Below are 16,773 nucleotides of genomic sequence, written 5' to 3'. Positions count from 1 at the left end.
GAGAGGCATCGAAATTTTCCGATGCCTCTCTTTTGTTACTTCGAATACAACTGGTTACCAGCCGCTTCGTATTTATCCCCTTTTACCCACTGGGGCCGCTGAGGCATGTTAGCAATCAGTCGAGCTGCGTAGGCGTAGGTTTGACAGAATTTAAGTAAATAGGTGTAACTAATCGTCTCAGGGTTATCGGCTACCTGATGGTAGAACTTGAAGAGAGACGCGTCAAATTTAGTAAAACCGGGTGTAAACGTAGGAGCAGGAATACCTTTGGCAGCAAAGCTCACGTTGTCCGAGCGGTCAAAAAGTCCCTGCTCAGGAGCGGGATCTGCATTGACCTTCAGGCCGAAGGCTTTAGCTGCAGTTTCAATTTGCGTCTGCGTTCCGGTACGTTCCAGACCAATCACCGTTACCAGCGTTGTATCATTATAACCCGCTCCGTCATTATTCAGGTTGTATACGCAATCTTTTAACGGAATTAATGGATGCTCGGCATAATACTTACTGCCCAGCAGGCCCAGTTCTTCCCCCGTGAAATTCAAAAACAGAATCGAGCGTTTGGGCTTTACTTTCGAAAGCGTTTGAGCCGCTTCCAACACTGCCGCTGTTCCCATGGCATTATCGCGGGTTCCGTTAAAGATGCTGTCGGCTTCCGTGTATGGACCGCCGCCCAGCTTACCCGTTCCTACGTGATCAAAGTGAGCGGAAAGGATGACGTATTCGCTTTTCAGTGTTGGATCAGAGCCTTCTAACACGGCGGCTACGTTATAGGCCCGGAGGGGTTTAACGGTCATGGATGCCGTTTTTCCGGTGATTTGTTTAACCTGATCGCGGTTAAAACCTTTGGCCGAAGGGCCACCCAGCCAGATGTGGGGTAGTTTGTTTTGCTCAGCGTTGCTGGATTTCACCCGAACGCTTTCTTTACCAAAGTAATTAGCCACCGTTACCCAGGGAAGTTGCGGAGGCAATACTTCGATTAGGGCCAGGGCTCCGTGCTCAACGGCAAGTTTGGTTTTTCTTTCAATAGACTCAAAGCCTTCCATAGGCGATTTAGCATCGGCTGAACCAAATTGGGCAACGACGATTTTGCCTTTTACGTCCAGTCCCTGGTAATCATTTTCATTACCATAGGCTGCAAAAACGACGGGCGTATTGGTAAACGTAGTCGGCTCGCCAGAAAGGACAATAAAATTTTGTTTCACCTTCAGCGTATCGGTTCCAAAGAAAAGGAACCCATCCTTGCCCGGCTTGACACTTTCCAGTGATACGGGTTGCAGATAATCCGTCTGGCCCGAAACGGGTTTGAGTCCCAGCAGACGATACTGCTCGGCGATATAACGGGCCGCCACATTGTTGGTGATTTCACCAGTGCGACGTCCTAGCATTTCATCGGCTGCTAAAAAGCGAACGTGAGCGGCGGGTTGCTCGAGCTTCATCTGAAACTCGGGCAGAGAAGCGGGAACCACCGTCTTTTTTGGTTTTTGAGCCTGAGCCAGTGCCGTGCCCAGAACGCAGCCCATCAAAAGAGCCGATTGAAAAAATGATTTCATGAATGTGGAAAACAAGGTACGTGTAACGTTTGAAAAGCTTAAACAGGGTTAATCACTTCTCAAACTGAAACGAAATAAATGATACGATGAACGCAAGATACAGTTTTGTTGCCTTTTTAAAATAGATTTAGCCGTTAACGGCTCATACCTGAAGTGAACGGATTAAAGGCCGTAGTAAAATGGGATAATTCTGCGTCAAATTTTTAATGGCTTCTTTAAGAACAATTAAGCAGAAAGACCGTTTTTTGTATGTCTTAACTTTATGCATCACATGAAAAAAGCATTGCTTACCTTCTTTGTAACCTTCCTGGCTTTCACGACTGCTGTTTTTGCTCAGAATACGAAAGCTCCTGAAGACAAATCTAAACGCCCTAGTCCTCCAGCCGTGGCTATGGGAAAAGTAAATGGTAAAACTATTACGATTAACTACTCTCAGCCTTCAGTAAAAGGCCGTAACGTATGGGATGCGAACGATAAAATTGCTCCTTACGGAAAAGTATGGCGTACGGGTGCCAACGAAGCAACCACCTTTGAAACGTCAGGCGATCTGAAAGTAGAAGGTAAAGACCTGCCCGCTGGTAAATACGCTTTATTTACCATTCCTGGTGAAAAAGAATGGACGATTATTTTCAACAAGACGGCTGAACAGTGGGGAGCTTATAAGTATCAGGAAGCGGATGACGTGCTTCGTGTGAAAGTGCCCGCTAAATCAGGTAAAATGACCGAAAAATTCATGATCAACGTTGCGAACTCAGGAACCATTTCTATGGCTTGGGACAAAACGCGGGTGGATTTCAAAGTGAAATAACACTTTAGATTTATTACGTGAAGAGCCGTTTCTCTAATGCAGAGAAACGGCTCTTTTGGTTTTTAAGGCTTTGAAAATAGTGGTAGCCGTCATTCAGAGGAGATAGAAGAAGCTTTATATTTATAAGGGATTAGATGTCAATCATTGGAGGTTAGAAGAATGATGCCAGCTTTTGGCTGGCATCGGCTAGGCTGAAGTATATGCGTTTGTCACCTTTGCTGTCATTTGGAGCAAAGCGAAGGACCTTACTTAAGATTGGATACCACTTCTTGGGTGGGAGTTCATTAGCTTTTCGTAAACTTCGGCCCATTTTTACGGGAGGTCTCTCTTCGTTCAAGATGACAAGCTGAATAATGAAACGTTTATTATTCAGCTTGTAGTTAGTCGGATGACAAACCAACACCGAGCATTGACTCACTTCTTATCGCAAATGTTCAGGTAGCGGAATATGCTGCGAAAGATCATCGGCAATGGGAGTCAGGCGTTTGTGTTGCAGGGGGATAATCCCCGACCAGATGTCAAGCGGTAGATCTTCTTCTTCATTATTGGGCATGCCCGTCCGGGATTTGGCCGAAGCCTGATCGAGAGAAAAGGCTAAAACGGTAGTTTTACGCACTTCGCTTTCAGTCATGGGCCGCAGGTAATTCCAACTGCCTGGAACGATCTTCTCTGTTAACCATTGCAAAGAATCCCACTTGAGTTGAGGCGATTCAATTTTTTCCGCCTCGGCAAAAACAATGACGGATTTATAGTTTACCGAATGGCTAAAAGCTGATCGGGCTACTACCAAAGCATCTACCAGCATAATGGTAATGCAAACGGGAATTCCCGTTTCAAGACTTCGAATAAAATGACTACCTACCGAGCCGTGGATGTATAGTTTGTCTTCGTAACGCACGAAAGACGTAGGAATGGAAAAAGGCAGACCGTCCTGCACGTAACTAATGGTGCAGAATAAAGCTTCGTCCAAAATAGGGTAGATTACCTCTTTTTCTAAACTGGCTTTTTTAGGGGCTCGGCTGGGAAGTAAAGGCTGTGGTTTCATTGCTTTTTTTCACAAAACTCTAGTTTTATTGGATGGGTATAATCGTCCATTTTTTATATTTTGAGTAGTCCAATTCTCTTTTACTATCTTATTATAACCCTTCAGAATTAGCTTCCAGATGATTTTAAATGCTGCTCATGCAGCGACTCTAGATAAATAGACGTCATTACTTATAATTTATAGACAGCCACCTTATCGTTCTGGTATGAAACAGCTCAACCTTACCTTTTTACTGCTAGTTACCTTTTGCTATTCCACCACCGCTCAAACTAAAGTTGAACTTCTCGACAGCCTCTTCACTAATTTATATAATCATGGGAAGTTCAATGGAAATGTACTCGTGGCAGAAGAGGGAAAACCCATCTTTGAAAAAAGTTACGGCAAGGCTGAAGAACAATCAGGGCGATTATTAACCACTGAATCGGTTTTTGAGCTGGCGTCGGTTTCCAAGCAGTTTACAGCCATGGGAATTGTCCTTTTGCAAAAGCAGGGAAAACTCAAGTACGACGATTTGCTTTCCAAGTATATTCCAGAACTTCATTTTTATGGCCCCGTTACGATCCGCCACTTGCTACATCATACGGCAGGATTACCCGATTACATGGATGTCATGGATGAGCATTGGGACAAAACGAAAATCGCTACTAACGATGATGTCATTAAGACTTTTGCCCGGCTTCAGCCTAAAGTAGTATTTGCCCCTAATGAAAAGTACGAATACAGCAATACGGGTTACATGCTATTGGGCAGTATCATTGAACGAGTCTCTAAAAAAACGTATGGCGTATATCTGGATAAGTTTATTTTCAAACCCTTGCAAATGAACCATACGCTGGTATATCGAAGTCGTTTTCAACCTCAAAAAATAGAAAACTATGCCTTAGGCTATGAGCAGGATAGTACGGGTAAAAAAGTATTACCCGATAGCTACGGCAAAGCGTATTACTCCTATTTTCTCGACGGAATCGTAGGAGATGGAATGGTCAATTCGAACCTGGAAGATTTGCTCCGATGGGATCAGGCCCTTTACACCGACAAGCTGGTGAACCAGACGGACAAAGAGCAAATTTTCAATGGAACTACTACCCTGGATGGCAAGAAAACGACCTACGGCTTTGGATGGATGATCAAAAATTCTGACAAGTACGGTAAGATCGTAAATCATTCGGGTAGCTGGGCGGGTTACGTCACCTTCATTGAAAGGCATTTGGATCATCAAAAAACCTTCATCGCCTTACAGAACAACTACATGCGGAGGACCAAGATCCCATCGGCTGAAGTAAGAAAAATTCTTTACGGGGAAAAGGTTGAAATTGAAAGCTATAAACCCATTCAGATGACGAGCCAGAGCCTGGAAAAGTATGAAGGCGTATATACGTCTGCTGACCTACCTTTTAAAATTAAAATATACATCAAAGACGGCTCTTTATACGGTCACGCTCAGACCGAAAAGCAAAGGCCATTCAAACTAGATGCCTTTGAAAATCAGGTGTTCCTTTTTGAAGACGCCAATATAAAAATGATATTTAATCCAGAAAGCCATACCATGGACTATACACAGGGGGCTAAAAAACTGCTCTTTACGAAAGATTAATGCCCGAGTGGTAAGGTTAGTCGAAAGTCATTTGCTTTTTTTACTGTTCTTATCACCTAAGGTGCGGTAATCAAAGCAGTACATTTTTTCTTACGATGTGGACGTTCACCCTTACCCTGGATCGGACCAGTTCTCAGCCTTTATATCTTCAGCTTTCTACTCAGCTGATGGATCACATTCGAAGCGGTCAATTGCTTTGTGGTCAACAGTTACCGAGCAGTAGAAAGCTTGCGGAACGACTACAGGTTCATCGGAAAACTATTGTGCAGGCGTATGATGAATTACTGGCTCAGGGCTGGCTGGAAAGTCGGCAGGGGAGTGGCACTTTCGTCACCACGCATTTTCCGGAAAGTAAACCCTCGCTTCAAACAAGTTTTGACCCTTTGAAAACGGCAGGCTTTTCCTTTGAGTCCAAGCCTTTTTTAGAGCGGCCCCCTTTGCTGGCCCAGGGACCTTACCATTTGGATGATGGATTTCCCGACGTTCGGTTAGCCCCTTTGCTGGATCTTTCCCGGGCGTATCGCAATCAACTGCTTCGCTCAAATGCGTATAGCCGTTTGGGTTATAATGACCCTATGGGCTCGGGCTGGCTTCGCGAGCAGTTATCCCTGTATCTGAATGAAACCAGAGGGCTGCATACCACGGCTGCTAATGTGCTCATTGTTCGGGGAACGATGATGGGGTTTTTCTTAACCAGTACCGCTTTTGTGAAACCCGGCGATTACGTAGCCCTGGACTCGATGAGCTGGTCGGGTTCGACGCTTAATCTGGAGCAGACCGGAGCTCGAATGCTAAGTGTGCCCGTAGATGAGCATGGCCTTCAGGTTGAGGTTTTAGCTGAACTTTGCCAGCAGTACCCGATTCGCATGCTTTACCTCACCTCGCACCATCATTATCCGACGACCGTGGCTTTGAAAGCCGAGCGTCGGATGAAGCTGATGAGTCTGTCGCGGCAGTATGGTTTTCTCATCTTCGAAGATGATTATGACTTTGATTTTCATTACGAGCAAAAGCCCCTTTTTCCCCTGGCCAGTGTGGATACAAGCGGAATGGTTATGTACTGCGGCTCGTTTACGAAGACCATTGCTCCAGCCTTCCGCGTAGGATATTTAGTGGGGCCTGAAGATGCCATTCGCCATTTATCCCGTCTGAGAAGAATCATTGACCGACAGGGTGATATGATGCTGGAAAACGCACTGGCTCAATTACTCGAAGAAGGCCTGATTCAGCGGCATTTACGAAAAGCTTTGAGAATCTACAAAAAGCGGCGGGATTATTTTGCTCAGGCTTTATCCCACGAATTAGCCGATAACATTCACTTTCAAACGCCCGAAGGCGGCCTTGCTTTCTGGACCCAGTTCAAAGAAGGGACTAATCTGGTAGAAGTGGCCAGCAAGGCTTTAAAAAAGGGACTCTATTTCTCGAATGGCATTCAGCATGGTCCTTTAACTTTTCCCTCTACCCGGTTAGGCTTTGCTTCTTCGAATGAAGAGGAATTGAGCCACTGCGTTAAAATTCTTAAGTCCTGTTTATAAAAAAAGGGGTTCAGACTATCAGATCTGAAACCCTTTTTGGGTTATGAGCCGTTGAGTATAAATTTGTAAACGGATAACCGCAGCCGCTAAAAACGATCCACTACTTATTTACGGGTAATATTTTTAAACTCTGAATCCTTTTTCCAGCCGGGGTAAACGGGTTCGGTTGTGAGCTTATAGCCGATGTTAAACAGAAGTCGCATGTCTTCAATGATACCTGATAAATCCCAGTTAGGATCGTACTCGTCGGAGGGTTTGTGGTAATGATTGGTATTATAATCTTCCTTTTTCTTCCGGCCCCAGGCCTCCCCATGTTCGATGGAAACCACGCCGTTTTCTAAATACATGGAAGGCACGCCGACTTTGGCAAAATTGAAGTGATCTGATCGGAAGTACCAACCGCCAGCGGGGTTGAATTCGGGGCGGGTAAAGCGACCCTGTCGGCGGGCGGCTTCTTCCACTATATCATCTAAATCCGACTGCCCTTTCCCTACAATAATCACATCCTTCATCCGACCAAAGGGCTGCAAAATATCCAGATTGATGTTAGCGATGGTTTTGGAAAGCGGATACACGGGATGCGTAGCATAATACTCCGAGCCCAAAAGACCCTGCTCTTCGCCCGTCACGCTCATGAACAAAAGCGAGCGGGATGGTTTTTTCTTAAGTTGGGTAAAGGCTTTGGCCAGTTCCATAATGGCGGCAACGCCCGTACCATTATCCGCCGCTCCGTTGTAAATCGAATCGCCGTTGATGGGCTCTCCTTTGCCAAAGTGATCCCAGTGAGCAGTATAAATGACCACTTCTTCCGCCCGATCTGTTCCGGGAAGGTAGGCTAGTACGTTTTTTGAAACGGAAGTTTTGACCTGATTATCCAAAGCAATCGAAGCCTTCACGCCCAGAGGAACGGGCTTAAAGCCGCGTTTAGCCGCCTGCTGATACAAATCCGTGCTTTTTCCGGCCATTGCTAGTAACTTTTCCGTCGTTTCCTTCGAAAGCCAGCCTTCTACTTTGGCTCGGCTATGGTTATTATCTGGACTTTGCAGGTAGAGCTTGGATTTCGACCAGCCGCTTCTCACAACGTCCCAGGGGTAACTGGCCGCTTTGGTATCATGAATAAGCAAAACACCGGCGGCTCCCTGCCGGGCCGCTTCTTCAAATTTATAGGTCCAGCGACCATAATAAGTCATGGTCTTACCTTTAAAAAGTGTCGAATCAGCCAGACCCGGATCGTTCACTAATACCAAAACCGTTTTGCCCTTGACATTAAGGCCCTGGTAATCGTTCCAGCCAAATTCGGGAGCGACAATGCCGTACCCTACGAAAACCATCTCCGAATTCTCCAGAGTGACTTTGGCATCCGTCCAGCGACTGGCTGCCACAAAATCAGTCAGGTAATTAAGTTTAAGCTCTTTATTGTTAGTCGCCAGTTTTAAAGGAACCGAAGGTTTGGATAAAATATCAACTAAAGGCACGTCCTGAAAGTAGCTCTGATTATTACCAGGCTTAAGACCCATTTTCTTGAATTCAGTCTCCAGATACTTAACCGTCACTTCTTCTCCGTGGCTAAAGGGCTTACGTCCTTCAAAGGCATCAGAAGACAGGTGTTTGACATATTCGGTAAAGGGCCGAGCCGTAATGAGACTGTCAATAGAAGTGGGTTTCTGGGCCCATACACTTAGCGTACTTAGTAAAAAAAGGAGAGTAACTCGCGTGAACATGGTATAATTCGGATGGACTAATAACCGAAGATAGGATTTCTCTGTACTCAAATGGAAACAGAAAGAAATTTTAAATGCGTTTATCTAACTAAAAAGGAACCAACTCATCCGCAGGAATAATTCAAAGGCTCTTTTGTTGTAATTATAAGCTATTGAAAATCAATCATTCGAAGAGTTGTGGCTTTCCTAAGCATTCATGAACTAGAACCCTTCTCCGTACGACGTTCGATGGACATCTGTCTGTATTCCTGGTAACGGCATGTTGCCCGCATTCCGGACGTATGGGGAAAGCTTTCGGGTTATGCTTTCCCCGTACATTCGGAAAGAACAGATATTAGAATTGATACGAAAGACCTAGGGTACCGTTAACGCCACTTATTTTCTCGTGGTACGACGAAATCGTACGACCAGACGTATTGTTGATGTTGGTATAAGAAACGGAAAAATCTGGCTTTGTACTGGCGTAATCAGCTCGTAAGGATAAGCCAAAATGAGGAAGGAAAGCCCAGCGAACACCAGCCCCCAGTTGATAAGCAAAACTGGTAGCGGTTGATTTATTCTGGGTAAACACGGATTCGTCTTCCAGGGCTACACGCAAGAGGGGTAATGTGGCGGTAGAAAAACCCGCCAGTCCCCTTAGATCCAGAGTGAATTTGTTAAAAACAAATGAATAGTACGGCCCCGCCAGAAACGAATGGAGCCTGTAATGTTTGCTGGTAACGATGGCCTGATCAACGTCAAAATCTTCCCGGTAACCTTCCGCTAACGGTTGGGTTCGAACGCCGTAGTCAGCCTGGCTAATACTGAGGCCCAGTCCGAAATGTTTACCCCAAAACCAGGCTCCCTGAATACCTCCGACGGAACCGGAGCGGGCAAAACCGGAGCGAGGATTAGCGTAATTGCTTTGGGAAAAATTGCCGGAAATCCCCGACCAGCCTCCAAAGACTTCCACGAACGAACGGGGGTTGGGGTTGGTCTGGGCAAATGTAAGGGTAGGTACGAATAGGATCAAACTAAACAGAAATGGCAGAATACGTTTCATAATGCTGGATGTAAATAGATGAAAGACTATACTCATTGAATCACAACGTCGAAATTGGTATCGAGATCCGAAGAACCCGCAGTAGCGGTACCGTCTTTAGTATTAGGTTGGTGACGTAAGACCACATGCAGTTTGCCCGTGCTAGCAGCTCCCGTGCGTACATCGTACGTCAGACCAACCGGGTAGGGACCTGGAGCGGGATTCGTATCTTTATCCGTAATGGTGACAGCCATATTCAAACCACTGGCGGGGGTATAAACAAAGAGGTGAATATTCTGACGTTCCTTGATTTCCGCACTAACATCCGCGACGGGGGAGCTGGTTTTGTCCAAAAGCAGTATGACTCCGCTGTAGGAAGCATTAGCCTTGAGTCGAAGCGTGTCTTTGCTAAAATCGACAGTTCCGTTAAGGCCATCCACGGTAGCAGTCACTACCTCTGTAGGGTTCGCTTTATTGGTGAGCTGAAGCGTCGCTGTTGTCAGGGCTTCGTTATCAATCGTTGGAGCAACGGATTGTTCTTCTTTGTTACAGCTTGCCAGAAAAAAGACGGATAAGAAGCCTAACACTGAAAGGATTCGTTTCATGGTCATTGATTGTTTAATATAGAAAAATTAGAAAGGGATTTTAATCTTAAGGTTGATGCTTCGACCGGGTTCAGCAGCGAAGTAGCGGAAGCGGTTTAGGTAATCCCGATAGACTACATTCGTCAGGTTAGTACCGCTGAGAATAATCCCGATTGATTGTTTGGCAAGGGCAAGGGTGGTAGCCATTTCGGCACCGAAAAGAAAATATCCCGGCGGTGGTGAGGCAAAATCTCCCGTATAGACAAAATGCCCATTTTCCAGTCGACTGGTAACAGTGGGGGCTCGGGTTTGTCGAGCCACGTACAAACCCGAAATTTTCAGGTAGGTACGGGTCATTTTTTTCCAGTCTTTCAACGTATAGGTTATACTGTTGTCGGTTCGGTTAGGCGTAATAAACACCAGGTAATCCTGATGCGTATGATCGTAGGCGTACAGCAGGGATGTTTTGGAGATAAAACTCAGGTGGGTCGTAAAAGCATAGCTAAAAGTCAGGTCAACGCCTTTGAAGGTTGCTCGTACCTGATTGTAACTGTAGGAGGGGAAAACGCCACGTTGCCGTACGAGAGGCAATGAGTCTGGGTTTAAGTAGATATAGTTTGAAATCAGGTTAGAATAAAGCCCCAATTCTGCTGTAAACGATTGGTGGGAATAATGAAGAGCAATCGAGGCATTGTAGGCCTGTTCCGGTCTCAGATTGGCATTGCCATGCTCATAGGCTACGGCACTTTGGTGTAACCCATTGGAGTAGAGTTCGGCGACGTTTGGAGCTCGCCAGGCTGTACTTACATTCGTAGTTAAGTCTAGATTCGGCCGAAGCTGGTATGAAATGCCCAGCGAGGCGTTCGTATTGAACCAGTTGTGCGTTTTATAATAGATAGTATTGGTTGGCTCATCGAGAAAGTAAGCCCTGAGCCAGCGGTAATCGTATCGCAGCCCCATTTCTGCCGACCATTGTTTGCGACTGAAGCGTTCCAGTGCAAAAACTCCACCCGTGTAAGTACGAAAATTAGGAATGAGGAATAAATACTTTCGGACGTTTCCCTGGGTGAAGCCCGTAAAGCCTGCCGTACTGGACCACTGCCCGGAAGTAGCGTTTTTGGATTTTTCCCAGATTAGATCTGCAGTATGAGTAATAAGTTTTAAGTAAAGTTCAGGATTGAGGGAACCACTAAAGGATACGTAATCGTATTCCTGTCGCAGATTTTGCTGGCGGGCCAAAGTGGCGGTGAACGTTCCCAGTCGCTCTGACCGCACATACGTTCGAAGTTTCACCAAGTCGTGCTGAATGTCCTGGTAAGGACGGTTCAATTCATACGAAAATCTGGGTTGTACCAGCGGTTCAGAACGATGGATAGCCGCGTATAAATCAGACAGACTACCAATCTGGGCCCCGGTAAACAGGCCTATTTTGGTGGCAAAACGACTATAGAAAACCTCTAATCCCGCATTCTTTCGGTCATAATGGACGTCACCAGAAAAGTTGCGTTCCTGATAACTTGTGTTTTCCAGATAGTATCGTGGCGTTTGAATGTACCCCGATTTTTTCAGCGTACCCTGGATACGCCAGCTTAGTCCCTGTATCCAGCGGGAGGGTACCCCTTCCAGCATGCCCGATACAACGTCCATTCGTCCATTGCTGGCTCCCACTACATAAGCCTCGCCGCCAATGCCTGGTTGGGTGGGCATGTTTTTAGGTTCCAGCAGAATTACGCCGCCAATGGCATCCGAGCCATAGCGAATGCTGGCCGCTCCTTTGATAACGGTTATCTGGGAAGCCAGGAAGGCATCAATTTCTGGAGCATGTTCACTGCCCCATTGCTGTCCTTCCTGCCGTACGCCGTTGGTAAGAATTAAAATACGATTGCTATGTAACCCGTGGATGACAGGCTTGGAAATGGACGGACCCGTTTGAATGGAGTACATACCCGTCAGAGCTTTCAGGCTTTCACCTAGAGACTGGCCCCGAGATTCATCCATGCCCTGACCGGATAGTTCGGCCTGCACTTGCAAAAGCTGCTGTCCTTCAGATCGGTGCTGGATAATTGTGACGGCCTTTAAATCCGTTGCCTGGGAGACCATCTGAATGCTCAGCAGGGAAGAAAAAGGGATGGTAACCTTTCTGATTACGGGCTGATATCCCATGAACTGGCAACGGAGGGTATAGATCCCTTCACATAAGTCCGTACATGTAAAATGACCCGTGCTGTCGGCTTGAATGTTCCGATGAATTTCCTCAATCCAGATACTTGCTCCGGGTATAGGTAATCCATCAGTACGCTGTACGAGGCCTTGCAAGTGGTATCGACAAACGGGCTGAGTTTGTGCAGTAGAAATGAAGGAATACCACCACATGCTACAGCCTAAAAGAGGTATTATTATACATTTCCGCATCTGACTTTCGCTAGAAGGAGCAAAAGTAGTTGCATGTGCAACAATGTTGCATTAATATGAATTAAACCCCTGTTAAAGTTTAGCAGACGGTTTTTTCCCGTAGCGATAGCCAGCGTAAGTATGGTGTGGTAGATTAGTAAAAACTTGACAAGTTGTCGTAGACTAGCCTACGAAAGCAGCAGTCTCAGTACGATTCATGGGATTATTAAGATCGGTATTAAAAGCTTTTTGAGCATATTTAACAATTCATTTTAACAAATACGTTTTCAGACTCTATACCGCTTACTCGCAATGTCTTTAACTTCTACTGTCCCTGAGCCCGAAGTGGCTCAGCCTGTACCCATCAAAAGGCTTTTATCGCTGGATACACTCCGGGGCTTCGATATGTTCTGGATTATGGGTGGAGATGAAATTTTCTACGCTCTGGCCAAAACCACAAGCTGGAGCTGGGCCTTATTCATGGCCGATCAGTTGACGCATCCCGCCTGGAACGGTTTCCGCTTTTACGATCTAATTTTTCCACTTTTTCTTTTCATGGCGGGCGTATCCACGCCTTTTTCACTGGATGGCCGAATTGCCCGGGGAGAAGAAAAAAGTAAACTGGCCCGCAAAATTGTGAGTCGTGGGATTACGCTGGTTATTTTAGGAATCATCCTTAACAACGGAATTTTCCAAAAACCCCTGGCCGAAATGCGTTTTGGTAGCGTATTAGGTCGAATCGGGCTAGCGGGTATGTTTGCTCAACTCATCTACCTTTACGCGGGAAAACGGGCGAGTTATGTCTGGTTTTTCGTGATTTTACTAGGGTATTGGGCTGCTATGATGCTCATTCCGGTGCCGGGTTGTGGAGCGGGAGTATTAACAATGGAATGCAGTCTGGCGGGTTATTTAGATCGGTTACTAATGCCGGGGAAACTCTACCTAACCGTACACGATCCCGAAGGATTACTCTCCACAATTCCCGCGATTTGTAATGCCTTGTTAGGAATTTATGCAGGCACGGTACTGAAAAACCAGAGCAAAACCGCTTCAAGAAAAATCATTCATTTAGTTGGATTAGGTTTGGCGTTCATTGGCCTCTCCCTGCTGTGGGATGTGGTTTTTCCCATTAATAAAAACCTCTGGACCAGCTCCTTCGTCTGCGTGACGGGCGGTTGTAGTCTGTTACTACTCTCCATCTTTTACTGGATTATCGATGTCAAAGGCTATAAAAAATGGACGATACTTTTTACCGTCATTGGTATGAATTCCATTTTAATTTACATGAGTGGATTAGTCGTCAGCTTTGAACACGCCAGTGAATTCTTCTTCGGCGGCTTAATCAAGCATCTGGATTCGGTACCCCTGAAAGCCGTATTGACGGTGCTGGGCATGCTTTTCATGAAATGGCTTTTCCTGTATTTTCTCTATACTAAAAAAGTCTTTTTGCGGGTATAAGTCCTGCTTTCCCGTAGCGGCAGTTACGGATGGTTTTTCGCGTTTCAAGAATCCCATTTATTATGAAAAAGTTACTCTTTCTTTTATTAAGCACTTCGGCGTTTGCTCAAAACCCGGATCCTTCAAAAATTACACTGGTATTACACGGAGGAGCGGGTACGATTACCCGGCAAAACATGACTCCCGAAAAAGAAAAAGCTTACCGCGAAACCCTGAATCTGGCTTTACAAACAGGTTATGACGTATTAAAAAAAGGAGGTACGAGTCTGGATGCGGTGGAAGCTACCATTCACGTCATGGAAGATTCGCCTTTGTTTAATGCTGGTAAGGGAGCTGTCTTTACTCACGAAGGAAAAAATGAGCTAGACGCAGCGGTAATGGATGGAAAAACGCTCAAAGCGGGAGCCGTCGCCGGAGTAACTACTGTTCGCAACCCGATTTCAGCGGCTCGGGCGGTCATGGAGAAATCCGAGCACGTGATGATGATTGGCAAGGGAGCCGAAACTTTTGCTAAAGAAAAAGGCCTCACTATCGTAGATCCGAGTTACTTCTACACTGAAAACCGTTGGCAGGGACTTCAGAAAGCCCTAAAAGAAGAAAAGGTAAAGCTGGATCATTCGGAAGAAAAACCAGCTAAACCGACCAAAGCTCCCAAAAATGCCAGTAGCCGGGCAGAAGAGCTCATCTTTTCGGAAGGCAAAAAATTTGGTACCGTCGGCTGCGTGGCTTTGGACCAATACGGTAATCTGGCCGCGGGTACTTCTACGGGTGGAATGACGAATAAACGGTATGGACGGGTAGGTGATGCTCCCATTATTGGAGCCGGAACCTATGCCGATAACGAAACCTGTGCGGTATCCGCCACAGGTCACGGCGAATACTTCATTCGTTCCGTAGTTGCCTATGACATTGCTGCTTTAATGAGGTACAAAGGGTTTTCCGTAGAAGAGGCAGCGAAGGAAGTGGTGAATAAAAAATTGGTGGAACGAGGCGGAGAAGGCGGCGTGATTGCCTTGGACGCCAAGGGTAATTTTTCCATGCCATTTAATTCGGAAGGCATGTATCGCGGCTTTATCACAGCGGATGGGAAGAAGACGGTTGAAATCTATAAGGATTAATGATTTTCTTGCCCCAGGGTAAGTTATGGATAGGAAGTGTTTGGGAAGCGGTTCGATGGAATTCGAACCGCTTTTGTTTTAGGGGTAATAGACAATCGAAATTCTTATTTGTATATTTACTTACTAGTAAGTAAGTTTGCCAAAATTTCTATGGAAACAAAAGATAAAATCAGAAATCTGGCGGAGGAGTTGATTCGTACCAAAGGCTATAATGCCTTTAGTTACGCGGACTTGTCGGCTCCACTAAAAATAAAGAACGCGGCCATTCATTATCATTTTCCAAGTAAAGAAGTACTGGGAGCGAGCGTGATTGAAGAAATGGTATTGGGCTTTCAGCAATTAAGCAGTAGCTGGAGTGATCAATCGGAAAAGGAGCAGATTGAATGGTTCATGGACATTTACCGAAACTCTTACGAAAAGGGAATGGTATGTCTGATGGGATCACTAGCCCCCGATTTTGAAACGCTTTCTCCCGCCATGCAGGCCCAAATTCAACGGATGAGCCGGGTCATTCTTGACTGGTTAACTGCTTGCCTGGAACAGGGTCGAACCAAACAGGTATTTCAGTTCAAAGGGGAAGCCTCCGACCGGGCTTTAGTGCTGATTTCTAGTCTGATTTCTTCCTTATCACTTTCCCGTGTGCAGCAAACAGATCTCTACAGCCGCATACGTCAACAATTATTGTCTGATATACTAGCATGAAACGAGTAGTCATTACGGGTTTGGGAGCTTTGACTCCGCTGGGAAATAACGTAACCACTTTCTGGAATAACGTCACCCAGGGCAAAAGTGGAGCAGGCCGGATTACCCGGTTCAATCCCGAAAAATTTAAAACCCAGATTGCCTGCGAATTAAAGAATTATCAGGCTTCCGATTACCTGGATAAAAGTGACATTCGTCGCAATGATCCTTTCACGCACTATGCCCTTATTGCGGCCGACCAGGCCATTGCTGATTCAGGTCTGGATTTTAACCAGATGAACCCCTTCGATGCGGGAGTGATCTGGGGTTCGGGTCAGGGTGGAATGGAAACCTTTGAAGAGCAGGTTCGGGAATATACACTTGCTGACAACACGCCGCTGTTTAGTCCTTTCTTTATTCCCAAACTCATCGTCAATATGGCTTCGGGAATGATTTCTATTCGCCACGGGTTAATGGGCATCAATTATACCACGGTATCCGCCTGTGCCACTTCTAACACGGCTATTATGGATGCTTTTAACTACATCCGTTGGGGCAAAGCGAAAGTAATGGTTACGGGCGGATGTGAAGCACCGATTACACCCGCATCGGTAGGGGGATTTAGTGCTCTGAAAGCCATGTCTACCCGCAACGATGATCCGCTCACGGCTTCGCGGCCTTTTGATGTCAACCGCGATGGTTTTGTTATGGCGGAAGGAGCGGGAGCTTTGATTTTGGAAGAATACGAGCACGCAAAAGTCAGGGGAGCGTACATCTACGCCGAATTGGCCGGAGCAGCCATGACGGCTGATGCTTATCACATGACGGCCACGCATCCTGAGGGACTCGGAGCTTATCAGGCCATGAAACTGGCTTTGCAGGATGGCGAATTGAATGAAGCTGACCTGGATTATCTGAATATGCATGCGACTTCTACACCCGTAGGAGACGTAAGTGAAATCGCGGCTATTACCAAACTTTTTGGCTCTCACCCCGATCACTTACAAATTAGTGCTACCAAATCCATGACGGGTCATTTGTTGGGAGCAGCGGGAGCGGCAGAAGCCATCATTTCCATTCTATCGATTCGCGACGGCTTAATTCCGCCGACAATTAATACACAGGAACTGGACCCCCGGATTCCTTCTCAGTTAAACATCGTTCTGGGTCAGACCAAAGAATACCCCGTGAAAGTAGCCATGAGTAATGCCTTTGGCTTTGGTGGGCATAACGGAACTGTGGTGTTTAAGAAGTTTGAAGGGTAAGATTA

The 16,773-nt window shown here is 46.1% G+C and carries 13 protein-coding genes; 7 read left to right on the top strand and 6 right to left on the bottom strand.

Going from position 1 to position 16,773, the window contains the following annotated elements:
- Positions 1-35: 35 nt before the first annotated feature.
- A complete protein-coding gene (locus tag QE357_RS19170; protein ID WP_309710838.1) occupies positions 36-1,547 on the bottom strand; it encodes a M28 family peptidase in 1,512 nt (503 codons plus the stop codon).
- A gap of 271 nt (positions 1,548-1,818) precedes the next feature.
- Between QE357_RS19170 and QE357_RS19165 the strand changes: the two genes are divergently transcribed.
- Positions 1,819-2,355, top strand: a complete 537-nt coding sequence (locus QE357_RS19165; protein ID WP_106637245.1) for a DUF2911 domain-containing protein — start codon at positions 1,819-1,821, stop codon at positions 2,353-2,355.
- 421 nt (positions 2,356-2,776) lie between these two features.
- On the opposite strand, the gene QE357_RS19160 is transcribed toward QE357_RS19165, so the two are convergent.
- A complete protein-coding gene (locus QE357_RS19160; protein ID WP_106637107.1) occupies positions 2,777-3,400 on the bottom strand; it encodes a pyridoxamine 5'-phosphate oxidase family protein in 624 nt (207 codons plus the stop codon).
- Between the two features lie 205 nt (positions 3,401-3,605).
- Here QE357_RS19160 and QE357_RS19155 point away from each other — a divergent pair, with 205 nt between their 5' ends.
- Together QE357_RS19155 and QE357_RS19150 are read left to right on the top strand one after the other, a co-directional pair.
- Positions 3,606-4,994 (top strand): serine hydrolase domain-containing protein, encoded by a 1,389-nt coding sequence (locus QE357_RS19155; RefSeq protein ID WP_309710833.1) that lies wholly within the window; start codon positions 3,606-3,608, stop codon positions 4,992-4,994.
- 95 nt (positions 4,995-5,089) lie between these two features.
- On the top strand, positions 5,090-6,529 hold the full coding sequence (locus tag QE357_RS19150; protein WP_309710830.1) for a PLP-dependent aminotransferase family protein: 1,440 nt from the start codon (positions 5,090-5,092) through the stop codon (positions 6,527-6,529).
- 104 nt (positions 6,530-6,633) lie between these two features.
- Here the strand turns inward: QE357_RS19150 and QE357_RS19145 are convergent, their stop codons facing one another.
- The 4 genes from QE357_RS19145 to QE357_RS19130 form a co-directional block, all read right to left on the bottom strand.
- Positions 6,634-8,250 carry a M28 family metallopeptidase gene (locus QE357_RS19145; protein ID WP_309710827.1) on the bottom strand — a complete coding sequence of 539 codons (1,617 nt, stop codon included), beginning with the start codon at positions 8,248-8,250 and terminating at the stop codon, positions 6,634-6,636.
- Positions 8,251-8,584: 334 nt separating this feature from the next.
- Positions 8,585-9,292 (bottom strand): outer membrane beta-barrel protein, encoded by a 708-nt coding sequence (locus QE357_RS19140; protein ID WP_309710824.1) that lies wholly within the window; start codon positions 9,290-9,292, stop codon positions 8,585-8,587.
- Positions 9,293-9,324: 32 nt separating this feature from the next.
- Positions 9,325-9,876 carry a hypothetical protein gene (locus QE357_RS19135; protein ID WP_309710821.1) on the bottom strand — a complete coding sequence of 184 codons (552 nt, stop codon included), beginning with the start codon at positions 9,874-9,876 and terminating at the stop codon, positions 9,325-9,327.
- Between the two features lie 27 nt (positions 9,877-9,903).
- A complete protein-coding gene (locus QE357_RS19130) occupies positions 9,904-12,228 on the bottom strand; it encodes a TonB-dependent receptor domain-containing protein (RefSeq protein ID WP_309710818.1) in 2,325 nt (774 codons plus the stop codon).
- 330 nt (positions 12,229-12,558) lie between these two features.
- Between QE357_RS19130 and QE357_RS19125 the strand changes: the two genes are divergently transcribed.
- From QE357_RS19125 to fabF, 4 genes are all read left to right on the top strand, one after another.
- On the top strand, positions 12,559-13,704 hold the full coding sequence (locus QE357_RS19125; RefSeq protein WP_309710816.1) for a DUF5009 domain-containing protein: 1,146 nt from the start codon (positions 12,559-12,561) through the stop codon (positions 13,702-13,704).
- A 62-nt stretch (positions 13,705-13,766) separates the two neighbouring features.
- Complete coding sequence (locus tag QE357_RS19120) at positions 13,767-14,822, top strand: isoaspartyl peptidase/L-asparaginase (protein ID WP_309710813.1); 1,056 nt, start codon at positions 13,767-13,769, stop codon at positions 14,820-14,822.
- Between the two features lie 150 nt (positions 14,823-14,972).
- Complete coding sequence (locus QE357_RS19115; protein WP_106637113.1) at positions 14,973-15,524, top strand: TetR/AcrR family transcriptional regulator; 552 nt, start codon at positions 14,973-14,975, stop codon at positions 15,522-15,524.
- Complete coding sequence (fabF, locus tag QE357_RS19110; RefSeq protein ID WP_309710807.1) at positions 15,521-16,768, top strand: beta-ketoacyl-ACP synthase II; 1,248 nt, start codon at positions 15,521-15,523, stop codon at positions 16,766-16,768. The genes QE357_RS19115 and fabF overlap by 4 nt, the downstream gene beginning before the upstream one ends.
- The last annotated feature ends 5 nt before the right edge of the window (positions 16,769-16,773 follow it).

Origin of the sequence: Siphonobacter sp. SORGH_AS_0500 (genome assembly GCF_031453245.1) — a bacterium.
In the GTDB taxonomy this organism is placed as follows: Bacteria; Bacteroidota; Bacteroidia; order Cytophagales; family Spirosomataceae; genus Siphonobacter.
The sequence above is the reverse complement of the archived record's forward strand: the minus strand, read 5'-3'. Positions and strand labels throughout refer to the sequence as shown.